Origin of the sequence: Flagellimonas sp. CMM7, assembly GCF_021390195.1 — a bacterium.
GTDB lineage: Bacteria > Bacteroidota > Bacteroidia > Flavobacteriales > Flavobacteriaceae > Flagellimonas.
Window position 1 is genome coordinate 2,211,865 of the sequence record NZ_CP090003.1, and the last position, 16,628, is coordinate 2,228,492.

Below are 16,628 nucleotides of genomic sequence, written 5' to 3' on the forward strand. Positions count from 1 at the left end.
AAATTGAACAAAAAAACAGTTGTCATTTTATAGAATTCGTTCCAATTTCATGATATCAAAATAATCTGTGCAAAGCAGTTTAATATTAACGCTAATTATAGTATGTCATGAAAAACCTTATTACTACATTCTTATCAACCTTATTTGCTCTATTGTTTTTTATTAGTTGCACTCAGGAAGAAACAATATTGTCAGACACTACTCAAGAAACAATGGAACCTGTTCAACTTACCGAGCAAGAAATTATAAGGAGTAACTTTAACCTAGATGGTCTTAATGATTCCACAGGTATAAAAAAGGATAACATGAAAGTCTTATGGGGCAAGCATAAGACCATTACCTTAGATGGCAGGGATTGGCATGAATTTTGGATTGAAGAATTGGTAAAACCCGATTTGGAAGAAGGAGAGATTACGGACATTACTTATAGTCTGTTGGCAACATTGACCGACGAAAAACCGGCATATTGGGTGGTAAAAATGAATTCTCACAATGGTGAACCTCAACAATCCTATTTTGAATTGGAAGACAATGTTTTTACAGGCATGACATATTTATTTGACATGAAAGGAACCATAAGTATGGCAAGATACTATGACAAGGGTGAGGCATTCAATGGTATTTCAGATAAGGATAGTCCATTGGAGTTGCCCGCTCCGTTAGCAGCCAGAAGATGTGATGCTAAATTAGCGACTAGGGGTTGCACTAGTACTAGTGGTTGCCCACCTCCTACAAATGGCAATGGTGGCTGCAAGGGTGGTGGTGGACATTATGAATGGGGTATTGTGGGCGTTGAGTATACGGACAGATATATGGACCGCAATGCAGATGGAAGGGGGCAGGAAAGTGAATATTCCAGTACATCTGTGAAAGATGTATATGGCTATAGATGGGTAGCAAGTAACGGTTATTACCGGGCACCACAACGAAGTTGGTCATATCTTGGCATTTATGACAATGGCAACTCTCGTAGAATACCCAAACCATCTACGCAGCCGGATAGAATAATCATAGATAAGGCCCTATCGGCATTTTCTCCATGTGCTTCAAAACTAATAGGCATTGCCAATGTTGCCGACAATAAAATGGCCAACGACATGAGGAATGCCTTCGGTAGAGATAACAGTGGTTTTGACCTCACCTACAAGTATAAAGATTTACCAGACAGTAATAATGAGACCACTTTGGGACAGACTGACGTTACTTTAAAAAGTAATGGAAGGATTCAAAATATGACCATTTGGTTGGATTCCGATTTTATAAAACAGGCAACAACCGTTTCTATTTACTCTGTGGTACTGCATGAAAACATGCACGCTCTTATGTACTATCAATTGGACAATAAGAGCATAGCTCCAAACAATCCGGACATTGACCTTTCTATTTTAGCGGATAAATGGTCAAAAGTTGTTGCTGAAAGTTCTGGCGGACCATTGCCAAGAAACCAAATGGCCTATGCCCAACATGAGATCATTTCAGGCCTTGTGGACACTATGGCCGGTTACATCCGTAACTTTACTAGAGGGTCGGGATATCAAATTGATACTGTACAAGCGACTGCCCTTGCATGGGTTGGCCTTGAAGATTCCATCGCATGGACCGTAATGGATGAAGATGAAAAAGAAACATATACCAATATTATTAATTATGAACGTACAGGTTTTGAAATACTTTCTGTTGGCACTAAGTGCAAGTAGTCTTGTGATCTACACCGCACAAGCGCAAAACGGAATAAGCGATAAGGTCTATTATGATTTGGTGACGGACATCATAATGGAGGACACCATTGTACCCAACTGGAGGGCTAAAATTATTGAGGACAGGGTCAAAAGAGGAACTATGACCAAACATGACAGTATCAAATATTTCAGGATAATAAAAAATTCCAGGCTGGTACTTTACAACAAAAAGGTTAATTCCCGTGCTAAAAAGGCGTTGACCAAAGATTTGGAAGAAACACATTACCTTAAAAAACACCTATCAGATAAAGAAGTAAGGGATATTGTAAATAAGTTCCCTGAAGATGGACCCATTGACGCTACTTTGGTCAAAGATCGAATTGAAGTGCTAAACAAAATTCCCATGAGGCAGGACGGGCACAAATTTTCTTCTCCAATACGAATTAGTGGAAATCGTTTCTTAGTTTACCATTTCAATGTTACTGGGCATTTTAGTTTTAGTTCTGGGGTCGTTATTTTTTCTGTTAAAGACGATACCTATTTGATTGAAAAAAAGGTGATTTTAGAGGAGGTTGTGCTATGATAGTGAATAGGTAATCAAAAAATGCTACATGTTAAACCAATGCAAACCTATTCCCATTAATTAAGAAATTAATAGAGCTATTCATTTTATTCGATTGCAGAAAGAAGAGGAAGTTGGAACCTTTTTACCCCCTTCTTCTTTCATTTAGAAGTAACATGAATTTTGAATCTAAACAAAACAGCTTGAAAACTTCTTTCCCTTTACTAATAAAGAATCCAATCATGAGTTTGAAGACGGACGAGCTGTGCGTAACACAAATATATCGGAAGGTAATTCCGGTTATACTTTTACCGAATGGGCAATATTTAATGATTCAGGAGATAGCGGCACAATAGAGCAACCCAAAAATGCCCCAGAAGATTTTACTCCCAGGATAAGGGAATAGAACAACTTTAATGACCTTCCCTTTTATAGGTGACTTTGCGGAAACCAGTTGATGAGAAAATAGAGACCAACTAAGCTAATAACCTCTATAAAAAACCAAATAAGTTTTGATTGGGTTATTTTTCTATTGGCTTTTTTGTATTGTTCCGCTCCTAGCTTAAACTGTGAGGAAGTTGCATTTCCCTTTTTCCTTGCTAGCTCTAGGCATTCCCTTGAAAATTTATTTAATTGCTTTGAATTCAGTATGATTTTCACCAACTTATAAATCCAAATACAAACAAGTACACCAACAACAACTTTAACCATTACAAATTTTTAGATACACGGAAAGATAGAAAAATGGCCACATTCAAAGAGAATAAAACCATAAAGATAAAACCATTGTACAGACTCCTATTTTTGGGGATCGCACAATTGTCCGGAGCTTTTATGATTTTTAGGCTAGGGGTTTTGGTACTAAAAGAGGAGTGGATAAATGTGGTTTGTTTTTTGATTGCTGCTGGTTTGGTGGTTTGGGCAGGCTATCTCTTTTATGCTTTTTCCAGATATTATAGTTTAAAGAATAACAAGATAGTTTTTAGAAAAGGGCTATTTGTTTTCTTTGGATATGAGTTGAAATATTCAGATTTAAAGAATGTTGAAATAAAAACATACGATTCTGAACTCACCTTGAATATTTATCTAAAACAAACAGAAGAACCGATTCCCTTAACGGCAACATATATGAAGATAAAGGACTTTCATGAGGTGTTCAAAACCCTTGTGGAAGCTCAATCTCAAAATAATCCTGAAGAGTTTAAACCTAGTTTTAGAGGATAATTTTCATCAAAAAGGACGATAGCTATAAGGGATGCAAATACTAATGAAGGGAATGCTGTTAATTCAGCAAACAGCAAACAGCAAACAGCAAACAGCAAACAGCAAACAGCAAACAGCAAACAGCAAAGCAAAGGGAGTAAAATGTCTTTAATCGGTCAAAGTGATACAAATTATGAAAACACTGAATTACTTAATTGCAGTTCTTTTTTTAGTAGCTAATTTAAACTGCAAAACTACATATAACATTGCTAAGGAAAACCTAGCGATGTATGAGGTTATTCAATCTTATATTGAATTTAATACCAATAGCAGCAGTTTGTATTTTAGGACGATAGTCGAGCCATCTTTAGATTCTACCTTTAGCGAAATTGTTGATTATGCCTATTTGAATTCATCAACCAATCTTATTGGAGATAATTCAAAGATGAAGTTTGAAGACATCTTTAAAGAAGAGGAAATAATTCTTTTAAAACAACGGGCGGCAAAGGTTCAAGAAGTCAAACTAAGTCATATTAGATTATCAGGAATAAATATCTCCAAAAAGAAAAATAATGCCTTATCAGTTACAGTGCCAATATTTTCAAGTAATGAAAAATATGCCTTAATGTATGTTGAGGGTAATTCAGGAGGAGATTTATATGTTTTCATTAAGTCAAAAAATACATGGAAACCATATACTATAAGTAATATATGGGTGTCCTAAATACTTGTTAAGTGGATGAGATTCCTTTTTTTAAAAAGGACGATAGCTAAATTTTTGCCCACCAACAGAAGCATCTGCCATTAAACCTGCTTTTGGCAAAGCAAAAACGGCAACCCCTTCTTTGTATTTGGCATTAAAAGCGATACCAGATTTTAGTGCTACGGCAGAAGTCTCGGCGGCAAATTGGAATTTTCCTTCTTTAAAGCGTTGTAAGTCCACTTCAGTTTCAAAAAAGATAACTTCAATAATGGCCTGTCCCCCAGCTTGGAGCCCCACATTAAGTTTTTTAAGGCCAGCCATACCAACCCTCTCGCCTGCTTCATAGACTACGCCATTACCGGAAGCACCTCCAATAATAAAGCCTCCTTTACCTACATTAGGAAACAGAACATACCCAGCTGAATTTTCAAAGAAACGTTCAAGACCACTATCTGCACTTAAAAGAGTCTTTTGGGCTTTTTTGGCATCATTCATTATTTTTCTATCCTTCTTGGTCTGGGCATTCACGCCTGTCATCATCAATAACATTCCAACTAACACAAGGGACTTAAGTACTTTCATTCTATATGTTTAAAGTATATTGAGTGTAAAAATAAAAAAATAGGCCCCTACTTTATGAGAAGGGGCCTATTTTTGGGTTTATCTTAAGAACTTGACTATTTTCCTTTGGGAAAAAGTTTATTGGCCATTATCTCTTCCATTTGCTTTACATGGCGTTCTGTATGTCCAGCCATAAAGATGACTACCTGTAAACCATCTACGGTTCCAAAAGGCAAATCATTACAGTAACGATTTCTTAGATCATCTTCTGTGGTTTTCACATAGTTAATATGCTCACTTCTTTTATCCATAAAAGCTTTAACGGTGGCTTCATGAGAACCAAACTTACCGCTTGGCTCAAAAGGCTCAGATGTTTTTACTCTATTACTTCTGTCCACAATTACTCCCATAAGTTGATCATCTTTAAATTTTAAAGAATCTTTCAATGCAGGGTTTGGTCCAGCGGCAACGGTTTTTTGAATCAATCCTCCAAAAGCGTTTTCAGAAATAGCAATATGCTCCACGCATTCCGCAATGGTCCAGGCCTCTTCTTCCGGCATAAAATTCAATTGTTCTTCAGTAAGTCCATTAAGAACTTTGGTCATATGATCACGAGTTTGTGTCAGGTGCTCAATTGCCATTTTACGCTCATCATCAGTAAGCTTAAAAGTATCTGTGCTAAAGCTGAAAAGCAATAGTGCAACCATTGGTAAAATCAGTTTTTTCATGTGTGATAGAATTTAAAATTAATTATGGGTTTATGGTGTTTTAATGTATAGACGGTTAAAGGTATTGCAATTGGACAAGTTCTTAAATAATCGAATAAAAAAACAAACAGGTACAAAATAGCAAATATACAGCATATTTATACCCTATTAAGGGGTATATGCGCCAAATGGAAGTGTAATTTATGCTAAAACTGGTTTAGCATGAAGGCCAGAAGACATAGATAATACCTATATTTTAATAGTATTTTAATATGAATTGCCTATAATGAAAGCAAGTGTTTTTTTAATTTTATGAAGGCTTAAAAATCATATTTAAACAACAATACTATCATGAGTAAAAATGAAACAAAATCAAATGGTACAAGTGGGTGCCCGTTTATGGGAGGAGCTTTAAACCAAAGTGCTGGCGGTGGCACAACGAACCGCGATTGGTGGCCAAACCAATTAAAATTGAATATTCTTCGTCAAAACTCTTCATTGTCCAATCCAATGGAAGAAGGCTTCAACTATGCTGAAGAGTTTAAGACTTTGGACCTACCAGCAGTAAAACAAGATTTATATGATTTAATGACCACATCTCAAGATTGGTGGCCGGCAGATTATGGTCACTACGGGCCATTCTTTATACGTATGGCCTGGCATAGTGCAGGTACGTATCGTATTCAAGATGGTCGTGGAGGTGCAGGTTCAGGTTCTCAACGTTTTGCCCCGTTAAATAGCTGGCCAGACAATGGAAATTTAGACAAGGCACGTTTATTATTATGGCCTATAAAACAGAAATATGGAAAAAAACTTTCTTGGGCAGATTTACTGATTCTTGCTGGTAACTGTGCGTTGGAATCAATGGGCTTTGAAACCTTTGGTTTTGGTGGTGGTAGAGAAGATATCTGGGAACCAGAACAAGATATATACTGGGGTTCTGAAACAGAATGGATGGGAGACGACAAACGGTATTCAGGAGATAGAGAACTAGAGAATCCTCTTGGAGCTTCTCATATGGGTCTTATCTATGTTAATCCAGAAGGTCCAGGAGGGCAACCAGACCCGATTGGTTCAGGATATGATATTAGAGAAACCTTTGGCCGAATGGCGATGAATGATGAAGAAACCGTAGCCTTGACCGCTGGTGGTCATACCTTTGGAAAAGCTCACGGTGCTGCAGACCCAAATAAGTATGTTGGAGCGGAACCGGCTGGTGCTCCTATTGAAGAAATGAGCACAGGTTGGAAGAACTCTTATGGTACAGGTGTTTTGGATGATACGATTACCAGTGGGATAGAAGGTGCATGGACGCCAAACCCCATAAAATGGGATCATGACTATTTTGAAGTGTTGTTGAACTATGATTGGGAATTGACAAAAAGCCCTGCAGGAGCACATCAATGGACTCCAACAGCGGCATCAAAAGCAAGAATGGCGCCTAGAGCAGGTGATGCTTCTAAAGAACAGCCACTTATGATGACTACAGCTGATATGGCAATGAAGATGGATCCGGCTTATTTGGCAATCTCCAAACGTTTTCATGAAAACCCAAAAGAGTTTGAAGATGCCTTTGCAAGAGCTTGGTTTAAATTAACACACCGTGATATGGGTCCTATACAACGTTATTTAGGATCAGAGGTACCTTCAGAAGAATTAATTTGGCAAGACCCAGTTCCAGCGGCCACAAATGAATTAAATGACAATGATGTAGCTGCATTGAAAGCGAATATATCGTCTTCGGGGCTTTCAGTATCTGAATTGGTATCTACCGCTTGGGCATCAGCTTCAACGTTCCGTGGATCAGATAAAAGAGGGGGTGCCAATGGAGGGAGAATCCGTCTTGCTCCACAGAAAGATTGGGAAGTCAACAACCCAGAGCAATTGGCTAAAGTATTGGATACATTGGGAAGAATTCAAAAAGAATTTAATAGTGCTTCTGGTAAAGAGGTCTCTATTGCCGACTTGATTGTTCTTGGTGGTTCTGTAGGTATTGAGCAAGCAGCTAAGAATGCAGGTGAAGATGTAACCGTACCTTTTACTCCTGGTAGAGGAGATTCGTCACAAGAGCAAACGGATGTTGAGTCTTTTGAAGCGCTGAGACCATTGGCTGATGGGTTTAGAAACTATATTGCTCCTCACCATTCCACTTCAGCAGAAGAATTATTGGTGGATAGAGCGCAATTGTTAACACTTACGGCACCAGAAATGACAGTTCTTGTTGGAGGATTGCGTGTAATGGATGTAAATCATAATCAATCCCAACACGGTGTTTTCACTAAAAATGCGGGGTCTTTAACCAATGACTTTTTTGTGAATGTACTCGACTTAAGTACCAAATGGGAGGCTACTTCAGAAGCTGATAATGTATTTGCTGGTCGTGACCGTGCTACAGGTGAAGTTAAATGGGCAGGTACCCGTGCTGACCTCATTTTTGGCTCTAATACAGAACTTAGAGCTATAGCCGAGGTATATGCGTCAGAAGATTCTAAAGAGCGATTCTTAAAGGATTTTGTTGCGGCATGGACTAAGGTAATGAACCTAGATCGTTTTGATTTGGCTTAGTTTTAGAATGGCATTGCCAAGAAAATTAGAAAAAGAAAATTAATACATAAGACTGCCATAACCACTTACGGTTGTGGCAGTTTTTTTATACCTTTCCATAACAAATGAATAGTAAAGAAGACTTTTTCAATCAAATAAGAAATGGCAATGTTCCGGCGGTTGAAAAACTGTTGGAAACCAATATGGAGTTGTTGGAATCGATAGACGAAAGAGGTTCCACTCCTTTAATTCTGGCTACATACTACGAGCATGAAAAAATTGCTGAACTATTGCTAAGAAAAGGAGCTAAGATTGATTCCAAAGATGGGTCGGGCAATACGGCATTAATGGGTGTATGTTTCAAAGGGTATACCAGTATAGCAAAATTGTTGATAGAAGCAGGAGCCAATGTTAACCAAACCAATGCTATGGGAGCCACCTGTTTAATTTATGCCGCTACGTTTAATCGAATTGAAATTGCCCAATTGCTCTTGGAAAATGGTGTGGATACTTCAACAAAGGATGCTAGAGGAAACACAGCCCTGGACCATGCCAAAATGCAAGGCATAAAACAACTAATAGAACTACTGGAAACCAAGGGTTAACAAACATATTTAATGGACTCAAAAGAACAGCTCAATCTTGTTAAACGAATAAAGGCTATTTCTGAAACAGGTTTGGTATATGCTACAGACCTTTACGCTAGGGAGCGCTATGAAGAACTAAAACAGATTAGCTTAAAGTTAATGGCCTATATGGCGGATTCCCCAATGGAGATCATTAGGGATTTCTTTATACCAGAGAAGGACTATCCCACTCCCAAAGTTGATGTTAGGGGTTTTGTTCTGAACGATAAGAATGAGATTTTGATGGCCAAGGAAAGTGTGGATAGTAAATGGACCATTCCAGGAGGTTGGGCAGATATAGGGAATACACCTTCTGAAATCGCAGTTAAGGAAATTGAGGAAGAAACGGGAATAGAGACAGAAGCGATAAGACTTTTAGCGGTTTATGATAAACAGGTGCATCCGCATCCTCCTGAGCCATACTATATTTATAAGCTTATTTTCTTATGCCGAATGAAGGGGGGAAAACTTAAGGCAGGTTTTGATATGCTTGGAGCCGATTTTTTTCCTTTGGATAATCTTCCAGAGCTTTCAAAAGATAGAATTTTGGAAGCCCAATTGAAGCATTTGTTCCAATTGACCAAATCTTCAGAATCTCAAGTTTATTTTGATTAAAGGAAATGTCACAATATCTCAACATAGCACTTATACAATCACACTTGCTTTGGGAAAACCCGCGAGCAAATAGAGAAGCTTTCTCCAAAAAAATCACTTCTATTCCCCAAGATGTAGATTTAATTATTTTGCCAGAGATGTTCTCTACAGGGTTTACCATGAGCCCAAAGAACATTGAAGCCTCAGAGGGAGAAAAGACTTTAAAATGGATGCAGCAACAAGCAAAAAAGAGTAATGTAGCTGTAGTTGGGAGTATAGTTTTTACAGAAAACAACCAAAACTTTAATAGATTGTTTTTTGTCTACCCAAATGGCGAATACGAGAGCTATGACAAAAAGCACACATTTACTCTAGCAGGGGAGGATAAAGTTTATAAAGCAGGAAACAGTAAATTAATAGTTGATTATAAAGGCTATAAAATCTGCCCTTTGGTCTGTTATGACCTTCGTTTTCCAGTATGGGCCAGAAATGTTGAGGATTATGACGTACTTATCTATGTTGCCAATTGGCCCAAACCACGCATTGCTGCTTGGGATACTCTTCTAAAAGCACGTGCCATAGAAAATATGTCTTATTGTATAGGGGTAAACCGAATTGGATTGGACGGATTAGGTTATGAATACTCTGGACATTCAGCGGTTTATGATGTTTTGGGAAATCAAACGGGATATTCTGAAAAGGAAGAAATTCTATATGCTACCTTGGATAAGGAGCATATTCATTCTACTAGAAAAAAATTAAAATTTCTAGAAGACCGGGATCAATTTAGTCTGTTATCGTAAAGGTCTGTTCCAACTCCCAGTTAGCACGCACGTCGATGACATCTGGATAATAACTCACCTTTTCGGGCTGTAGTTTTTTAAGATAGCTTCCTGTGTCCCAAATACCATTTCCATTATCATCAAAAATAACCCGAATCATATACTTTCCTGGCTCTAAGTTATTAAACTCAAAGGCCTTTGGTACCGTTGCCACAAGTTCGCGCTGGATTTCTCCTTGCTCATTGGTCAATTGTACAATCAAAGGATAACTTACATTGCCACCAATGTTTACCCGCAAGTTTCCATAATCTGCGTAGCTACCAACAGAAAAGTTATAATCCAAGGTATCACTTACCATCCCAAAAAAATCAGTGACTGCTCCTGGTAAAAAAGCAAAACGATAACGCTGATTGGGTTCAACGTCAAAATCAAAATCAAACTTGTTATTGATAGAATCAAGAGTGTAGGTATAAGGAGCCAAGAGAGAGTCGTTGACCACTAATCCAACCTGTGAAGTATCTAAACGACTTAATGGGGTATTGCCAAGAATACTAAAAGAATCTTCAAAATTAAATTTACCTCTAACGCTTGAGTTAAGTGCTATGGAGTCTAAAGGCAGTTTTCGGGTTTTAACCGTAAAAGTGTCAATTTCTTCAAGTTTTTCATTGCTAACTTTAAAAATAATTGAATCCAAATCGGTTGGAGTAAACCAATAATGCAATGTATCCTTTTCCCTATCTTTTAAAAGTACTGTTTTGACTGAATCTGGCAGAATGGTCAAGGGCTCAATTTTAATATCTCTATGGTCCCCTTGATATCCGAATAAAATATGGTTTTTGGCCACATAGCTGGGAACGGAAATATTATACCCTGGTTCTTCCAGAAATAGATTCAATAAATAAATGGAATCTGTTGGTATGGTAATCGTGTCTTTTAAAAAACCAATCTTATCCTGTCTTTGATCAAAGAGGTTATTTTTATTTAAATCCTTAATCCCTACCATAACATATTTACCTGCCTTTAAATTTTTAAGCTCAAAAAATGGAAGACTGTCCAATGTATTGGTAATATAATTAGGGGGACTTTTATAGATGGTGGAATCTGTATAGGCAGTATCTAACTCATACAACATTACACTTATAAACTGATCTGCTTTGCGGTTGAATGCGTCTTTTACGGCTCCAGATACGCTTAAAGAATCAATATAGGAGCCTGTTGAAAAAACGTATGTTAGAAAACTATTGGGGTTTCCTTCATTATGATCAACGATACTCTGACCAAAATTAAGTGTATATGTAGTGTTTTCTTTTAGGGTGTCCTTAAGAATAACTTCAATATACTTGCTTGCTCCGCCCAACGGTCTTACTTCAGGAAGGTTCTTTAGTGGGGGTGATACAATAAGCTGATTCTGGACATCCTCCAGCTTTATATATTCATCAAAATACAAACGTATTTTTTTGGCTTTAAAATTGGTGGTAAAATTGTCAGGCTCGGTACGCAAGAGCTCCGGTGGAGTTTTATCTTCTGGTCCCCCTGTTGGATTTCCTCTTTTAGCGCATTGCCAAAGTGCCAAACCTATTAAGGTAAGAAAGATATAGCTTAGTAGTTTTTTTAGGTATTGCATGTTAAAAACTAGTCTGGAACAAAGAAACAACTAATTTAAAAATTGGAAACAAGCATTAATAAAATTTAACCTCATGGAACAACGGCGATGCTCAGAACCGAAATGTCAATATTTCCAATTTGGTGAAGTTTTTTTGCGCAAGCCTCAATAGTAGCACCAGTGGTAATAACATCATCGACCAACAAAACATGATTAAAATCCATTTTGGAAGAAGTATTCAATTGAAAAACTTCTTTTGTGTTCTCCCAACGTAATTGCCTATCCTTTTTTGTCTGTGTTTTTGTGTTGATGATTTTGGTAAGCACATCATCTCTATAATCTGCTTTGATGGATGCAGCAATGTTTTTGGCAAACAGAGCTACTTGGTTATATCCTCTTTTCTTTATCTTTTTTGGGTGTAAGGGCACTGGAATTACCACATCAACATTTTGTAGCATTTCCTCATTTTCCAAAAAGGAACCGCACCAATCCCCAAAAAACACCCCTATTTGCTCTTGATTTTTATATTTTAAATGGTGTAACAGGTTTTTTACAACACCATTTTTGGTAAAAAACACGAAAGAAGCTGCTTTTTTTATAGGAATTCTCCCATAAAATATAAGATCTACTGGGTTCTCATCAGCATAGTTGTAATCGGTGAGTGGTAATTCATGTCGACAAACGGTACATAAAATGCTTTCTCCTCTAGATAATTGTGCATTACAACCAAAACAGACCAATGGCAATAGGATGTTGTTAATATCGTTTAGTATCTTAGCCAACCTTTTTATATTCAAATCTTATTGCATATTATAGTAGTGTATTAACCCATGGATGCCCAGGATAACAATTTCAACTACAAGATTATTTTTGCAGCACTAGTTGCTGTAATTGTGGGTATTTTAATAGCCTTCTACTACAGTTATGCGCAGTCCAATAATCAAATGTCTTTTTTAGAGCAGGAAAAATCTCTTCTGGTGAAGGATTTAACACTCATGAAGGCAGAGGTAGATCGATTGTCTGGACTTAATGAGGTTAATGATATCGAGTTGCAGACTTCACGATTCAAGGTACGACAATTATTGGACTCAGTAGGCCGTCTGAATTTCAGCATTACCAAATTAAAAGAAACTCGTAAAGAGCTTCGTATGCTGGAGGTTAAGTTTGATAGTTTAAAACTCAAGAATAATTTTCTTAGGTACAACAATAGCTTAATGGCCAGTAGGTTTGAAGAAACGCGAAAGCAGTTGGAAGATGCAAGAGGAAGGGCAAACAACATGGAGCAAGCAGAGTCTTTATTGCGTGAAACCAATAAAGAACTTAGCAGAGAACTTAAAATTAAAAGCTATTTAAAACTACAAGATGCCGAGGGCAGTGGTTTTAGATTAAGAGCAGGAAGACCTTTAAAAACCAATAAAGCTTCAACCATTGAAAAATTAAGAGGTTGCGTCACCATTTTAAGTGATGAAACCGAAAATGGGGATGTAAAAGTACTTTACCTACAGTTTTTAGGCCCTAATATGGCTGTTATAGAAGACAATGCCAGTACTATTTCGGTTAGTGGTAACACCTACAGCAAAAAAGTGGAAATCGTTTACACAGGAAAAGAGATCAGTGTTTGTGACGCTATTACGGTTCCTGAAGCATCCTTGCAAGAGGGAATTTATACCCTTAACGTTTTTGAGGACGAAAGACTTCTCGCTTCTACAGAATTTCAGTTGAAATAAATCACTTCTTTTAGGGTAAAATTCTATTTTTGCCCAATGGCAAATCAGGAAGACATTTTTAAGAAGGTTATCTCTCATGCAAAGGAATATGGATATGTGTTCCAATCCAGTGAGATTTATGATGGACTCAGTGCAGTGTATGACTATGCGCAGAATGGAGCTGAGCTAAAGAAGAATATTCGCGAATATTGGTGGCAGGCCATGGTTCAGCTCAATGACAACATTGTTGGGATTGATGCCGCCATTTTTATGCATCCTACTACTTGGAAGGCATCTGGGCACGTTGATGCTTTTAACGACCCATTAATAGATAACAAAGATTCCAAAAAAAGATATCGCGCAGATGTTTTGGTTGAAGATTATGTAGCCAAGATAGAAGCTAAAATAGATAAAGAAGTTGCTAAAGCAGCCAAACGCTTTGGGGACAGTTTTGATAAAAAACAATTTTTGGAAACCAATCAGCGCGTAGTTGACTACAAAGCTAAAGGAGATGGTATTCTAAAACGCTTGGGCAAATCTTTAGAAAATGAAGATTTGGTTGACGTAAAGGCACTGATTGAAGAATTGGAAATTGCCTGTCCACTTTCAGGTTCTAAAAACTGGACAGATGTTAAACAGTTCAATTTAATGTTTGGCACTAAGTTAGGAGCTTCTGCAGATAGCGCAATGGACCTTTACCTGCGCCCGGAAACGGCTCAAGGTATTTTTGTAAATTTTTTAAATGTTCAGAAGACGGGTCGAATGAAGATTCCCTTCGGAATTGCCCAAACCGGAAAGGCGTTTCGTAACGAGATTGTTGCGCGCCAGTTCATTTTCCGTATGCGGGAGTTTGAACAGATGGAAATGCAATACTTTATTAAACCGGGCACGCAACAGGAATGGTATGAAAAATGGAAGGAAAAGCGAATGAACTGGCATCTCTCATTAGGTATGGGAGAAGATAATTATCGTTTTCACGATCATGAAAAGTTAGCACATTATGCAGATGCTGCCGCTGATATTGAATTTAAATTCCCTTTCGGATTCAAAGAGTTGGAAGGGATTCATTCCCGAACGGATTTTGATCTAAGTCAGCATGAAAAATTTTCTGGTAAAAAACTTCAATATTTTGACCCCGAAGAAAACAAAAGTTATGTTCCTTATGTCTTGGAAACTTCAATAGGGTTAGATCGAATGTTTTTGGCGGTATTTTCCAATTCATTGCAAGAAGAAGAACTGGAAAACGGAACAACAAGAACAGTACTAAAACTTCCAGCAGTATTGGCGCCGACCAAAGCTGCGATTCTTCCTCTTTTAAAACGAGACGGACTACCAGAAGTCGCCCACAAACTTGTGGATGAGCTTAAATGGGATTTTAACGTGGTCTATGATGAAAAAGATGCGGTGGGTCGTCGTTACCGTCGTCAAGATGCTGCAGGAACTCCATTCTGCATTACTGTAGATCATCAAACTTTAGAGGATGAAACTGTCACTATTCGTCATAGAGATACAATGGAGCAACAACGTGTGTCATTATCTGAAGTAAAAGAAATTATTGCAAAGGAGGTTGATATGCGATACTGGTTACAACGCATTTAATCAAGCGAGTTGTCCTGTAAGCTAAAACAACCCGGTGATTTCACCATCCTCGTTAACATCTATACCTTCAGATGAAGGGTGCGCAGGCAAGCCCGGCATTCGCATGATGTCACCAGTAATTGGGACCAGAAACCCGGCACCAACGGCTATTTCAATTTCTCTGACAGTAATGATAAAGTCTTTTGGTCGTCCCAAAAGTTTGGGATTATCTGATAGCGATTTTTGGGTCTTTGCAATACAAACGGGTAAATGATCTAAGCCCAAATTGGAGATTTTTTTCAAATGGGCTTTCGCTTTTGAAGTATAATCTACATGTTCCGCACCATAAATTTCGGTGGCAATAGTGCTAATTTTATCCATAACACTGGAATTCCAATCATACAAAGGCTTAAAATCCGAAGCATTGGACTCCACTACGTCAATGACATGTTGTGCCAATTCTTCTGCACCTTCGCCGCCTTTGGCCCAAACTTCGGCCAAGGCCACTCGAATACCTTTGGATGATGCCAGTTGTTTAATTACCTCAATTTCAGCATCCGTATCGGTAACAAACTTGTTAATGGCAATCACAGGAACTATATTAAATTTTGCAATATTCTCCAGATGTTTTTCCAAGTTGGGCAGGCCTTTTTTAAGAGCCTCTACATTGGGTTCAGTTAGGGACTTGATATCTGCCCCACCATGATACTTAAGAGCGCGTATGGTAGCCGTAAGAACAACCACTTTCGGTTTTAAACCGGCACTCTGGCATTTGATGTCAAAAAACTTTTCAGCCCCCAAATCAAATCCAAAACCAGCTTCGGTAACGGTATATTCAGAGTAAGACATGCCCATTCGGGTAGCAATTACGGAGTTGGTTCCTTGCGCAATATTGGCAAACGGCCCTCCATGGATAATTGCAGGATTCCCTTCTATGGTCTGCACTAAATTGGGCTTAACGGCATCTTTGAGCAATGCGGTCATGGCACCTTCGGCTTTAAGGTCTTTGGCGTAAATAGGCTCTTTATCAAATGTATAGCCTATGAAAATGTTCCCTAGGCGCTCTTTTAGGTCACTTAGATTTTCAGCCAAACAAAGAATAGCCATAATTTCGGATGCAGCAGTAATATCAAAACCGGTTTCCCTGGGCACTCCAGAAGTGGTTCCTCCCAGACCTACAATAACATGACGTAGGGAACGGTCGTTCATGTCCATAACTCGTTTCCAGCCAATGGTCCTTGGATCTAAGCGCAAAGATCTTGTCTTGCTTTGAATATTGTTGTCAATTACTGCGGACAAGAGGTTATGGGCCTTTTCAATGGCGGCAAAGTCACCCGTAAAGTGGAGATTTATGTCCTCCATGGGGAGCACTTGAGAATACCCACCTCCAGTGGCGCCACCTTTTATTCCAAAAACAGGCCCCAAAGAAGGTTCCCGTAGAACGACAGTGGTCTTTTTGTTTAATCGATTTAAACCTTCGGTCAGTCCAATGGACATGGTTGTTTTTCCTTCTCCCGCTGGCGTCGGAGAAATGGCTGAAACCAGGATAAGATGGCTTTTGTCCAAATTCTTCTTGTCAATCGCCTCTAAAGGTAACTTAGCTTTATATTTACCATACATTTCAATGTTATCAGGATCTACTCCAAATTTTTTTGCAATTGTTGAAATGGGTTGAAGTGTTATGCCTTTGGCAATTTGCAGATCGTTCATTGAAAGGTGTTTTGAGTTAATTCCGAAGGCCTAAAAAAGCACTTCGTTTTACGACATACAATATACTATA

The 16,628-nt window shown here is 38.2% G+C and carries 16 protein-coding genes; 11 read left to right on the top strand and 5 right to left on the bottom strand.

Annotated features, from left to right (window positions below):
• Positions 1-107 precede the first annotated feature (107 nt).
• From LV704_RS10075 to LV704_RS10095, 5 genes are all read left to right on the top strand, one after another.
• Positions 108-1,697 (top strand): hypothetical protein, encoded by a 1,590-nt coding sequence (locus tag LV704_RS10075; protein ID WP_163420476.1) that lies wholly within the window; start codon positions 108-110, stop codon positions 1,695-1,697.
• The gene (locus LV704_RS10080; protein ID WP_163420474.1) at positions 1,648-2,262 is read left to right on the top strand and encodes a hypothetical protein; all 615 of its coding nucleotides are present in this window, start codon (positions 1,648-1,650) and stop codon (positions 2,260-2,262) included. Before LV704_RS10075 ends, LV704_RS10080 begins: the two co-directional genes overlap by 50 nt.
• Positions 2,263-2,506: 244 nt before the next feature.
• Positions 2,507-2,647, top strand: coding sequence for a hypothetical protein (locus tag LV704_RS10085; protein WP_163420472.1), 141 nt, complete (start codon positions 2,507-2,509; stop codon positions 2,645-2,647).
• A 338-nt stretch (positions 2,648-2,985) separates the two neighbouring features.
• Entirely contained in the window at positions 2,986-3,465 is a 480-nt protein-coding gene (locus tag LV704_RS10090; protein ID WP_163420471.1) for a hypothetical protein, read from the top strand.
• 172 nt (positions 3,466-3,637) lie between these two features.
• Complete coding sequence (locus LV704_RS10095) at positions 3,638-4,168, top strand: hypothetical protein (RefSeq protein ID WP_163420469.1); 531 nt, start codon at positions 3,638-3,640, stop codon at positions 4,166-4,168.
• A 30-nt stretch (positions 4,169-4,198) separates the two neighbouring features.
• Here LV704_RS10095 and LV704_RS10100 read toward each other — a convergent pair whose 3' ends face one another.
• Both LV704_RS10100 and LV704_RS10105 read right to left on the bottom strand, forming a co-directional pair.
• Positions 4,199-4,729: a lipid-binding SYLF domain-containing protein gene (locus LV704_RS10100; protein ID WP_163420467.1), complete on the bottom strand. Its 531-nt coding sequence runs from the start codon at positions 4,727-4,729 to the stop codon at positions 4,199-4,201.
• A 95-nt stretch (positions 4,730-4,824) separates the two neighbouring features.
• Positions 4,825-5,436 (bottom strand): DinB family protein, encoded by a 612-nt coding sequence (locus tag LV704_RS10105; RefSeq protein ID WP_163420465.1) that lies wholly within the window; start codon positions 5,434-5,436, stop codon positions 4,825-4,827.
• 330 nt (positions 5,437-5,766) lie between these two features.
• Here LV704_RS10105 and katG point away from each other — a divergent pair, with 330 nt between their 5' ends.
• The 4 genes from katG (at position 5,767) to LV704_RS10125 (ending at position 9,982) form a co-directional block, all read left to right on the top strand.
• Entirely contained in the window at positions 5,767-7,980 is a 2,214-nt protein-coding gene (katG, locus tag LV704_RS10110; RefSeq protein WP_305070389.1) for a catalase/peroxidase HPI, read from the top strand.
• Between the two features lie 104 nt (positions 7,981-8,084).
• Positions 8,085-8,564: an ankyrin repeat domain-containing protein gene (locus tag LV704_RS10115; RefSeq protein ID WP_163420463.1), complete on the top strand. Its 480-nt coding sequence runs from the start codon at positions 8,085-8,087 to the stop codon at positions 8,562-8,564.
• 12 nt (positions 8,565-8,576) lie between these two features.
• Positions 8,577-9,200, top strand: a complete 624-nt coding sequence (locus LV704_RS10120; protein ID WP_163420462.1) for an NUDIX hydrolase N-terminal domain-containing protein — start codon at positions 8,577-8,579, stop codon at positions 9,198-9,200.
• A gap of 5 nt (positions 9,201-9,205) precedes the next feature.
• A complete protein-coding gene (locus LV704_RS10125; protein WP_163420460.1) occupies positions 9,206-9,982 on the top strand; it encodes an amidohydrolase in 777 nt (258 codons plus the stop codon).
• Here the strand turns inward: LV704_RS10125 and LV704_RS10130 are convergent.
• Positions 9,966-11,585 (bottom strand): Ig-like domain-containing protein, encoded by a 1,620-nt coding sequence (locus tag LV704_RS10130; protein WP_163420458.1) that lies wholly within the window; start codon positions 11,583-11,585, stop codon positions 9,966-9,968. The genes LV704_RS10125 and LV704_RS10130 overlap by 17 nt on opposite strands.
• Positions 11,586-11,656: 71 nt before the next feature.
• Positions 11,657-12,346: a ComF family protein gene (locus LV704_RS10135; RefSeq protein ID WP_233782017.1), complete on the bottom strand. Its 690-nt coding sequence runs from the start codon at positions 12,344-12,346 to the stop codon at positions 11,657-11,659.
• 48 nt (positions 12,347-12,394) lie between these two features.
• On the opposite strand from LV704_RS10135, the gene LV704_RS10140 reads away from it, so the two are divergent.
• Together LV704_RS10140 and LV704_RS10145 are read left to right on the top strand one after the other, a co-directional pair.
• The gene (locus LV704_RS10140; protein WP_163420454.1) at positions 12,395-13,291 is read left to right on the top strand and encodes a hypothetical protein; all 897 of its coding nucleotides are present in this window, start codon (positions 12,395-12,397) and stop codon (positions 13,289-13,291) included.
• Between the two features lie 36 nt (positions 13,292-13,327).
• Positions 13,328-14,869 carry a glycine--tRNA ligase gene (locus tag LV704_RS10145; RefSeq protein WP_163420452.1) on the top strand — a complete coding sequence of 514 codons (1,542 nt, stop codon included), beginning with the start codon at positions 13,328-13,330 and terminating at the stop codon, positions 14,867-14,869.
• 21 nt (positions 14,870-14,890) lie between these two features.
• Here the strand turns inward: LV704_RS10145 and LV704_RS10150 are convergent, their stop codons facing one another.
• Positions 14,891-16,558, bottom strand: coding sequence for a formate--tetrahydrofolate ligase (locus LV704_RS10150; protein ID WP_163420450.1), 1,668 nt, complete (start codon positions 16,556-16,558; stop codon positions 14,891-14,893).
• Positions 16,559-16,628: the final 70 nt, after the last annotated feature.

Coding starts and splice junctions, on each gene's coding strand:
- LV704_RS10075 (WP_163420476.1), top strand. CDS start 108: ATGAAAAACCTTATTACTACATTCTTATCAACCTTATTTGCTCTATTG.
- LV704_RS10080 (WP_163420474.1), top strand. CDS start 1,648: ATGAACGTACAGGTTTTGAAATACTTTCTGTTGGCACTAAGTGCAAGT.
- LV704_RS10090 (WP_163420471.1), top strand. CDS start 2,986: ATGGCCACATTCAAAGAGAATAAAACCATAAAGATAAAACCATTGTAC.
- LV704_RS10095 (WP_163420469.1), top strand. CDS start 3,638: ATGAAAACACTGAATTACTTAATTGCAGTTCTTTTTTTAGTAGCTAAT.
- LV704_RS10100 (WP_163420467.1), bottom strand. CDS start 4,729: ATGAAAGTACTTAAGTCCCTTGTGTTAGTTGGAATGTTATTGATGATG.
- LV704_RS10105 (WP_163420465.1), bottom strand. CDS start 5,436: ATGAAAAAACTGATTTTACCAATGGTTGCACTATTGCTTTTCAGCTTT.
- katG (WP_305070389.1), top strand. CDS start 5,767: ATGAGTAAAAATGAAACAAAATCAAATGGTACAAGTGGGTGCCCGTTT.
- LV704_RS10115 (WP_163420463.1), top strand. CDS start 8,085: ATGAATAGTAAAGAAGACTTTTTCAATCAAATAAGAAATGGCAATGTT.
- LV704_RS10120 (WP_163420462.1), top strand. CDS start 8,577: ATGGACTCAAAAGAACAGCTCAATCTTGTTAAACGAATAAAGGCTATT.
- LV704_RS10125 (WP_163420460.1), top strand. CDS start 9,206: ATGTCACAATATCTCAACATAGCACTTATACAATCACACTTGCTTTGG.
- LV704_RS10130 (WP_163420458.1), bottom strand. CDS start 11,585: ATGCAATACCTAAAAAAACTACTAAGCTATATCTTTCTTACCTTAATA.
- LV704_RS10140 (WP_163420454.1), top strand. CDS start 12,395: ATGGATGCCCAGGATAACAATTTCAACTACAAGATTATTTTTGCAGCA.
- LV704_RS10145 (WP_163420452.1), top strand. CDS start 13,328: ATGGCAAATCAGGAAGACATTTTTAAGAAGGTTATCTCTCATGCAAAG.
- LV704_RS10150 (WP_163420450.1), bottom strand. CDS start 16,558: ATGAACGATCTGCAAATTGCCAAAGGCATAACACTTCAACCCATTTCA.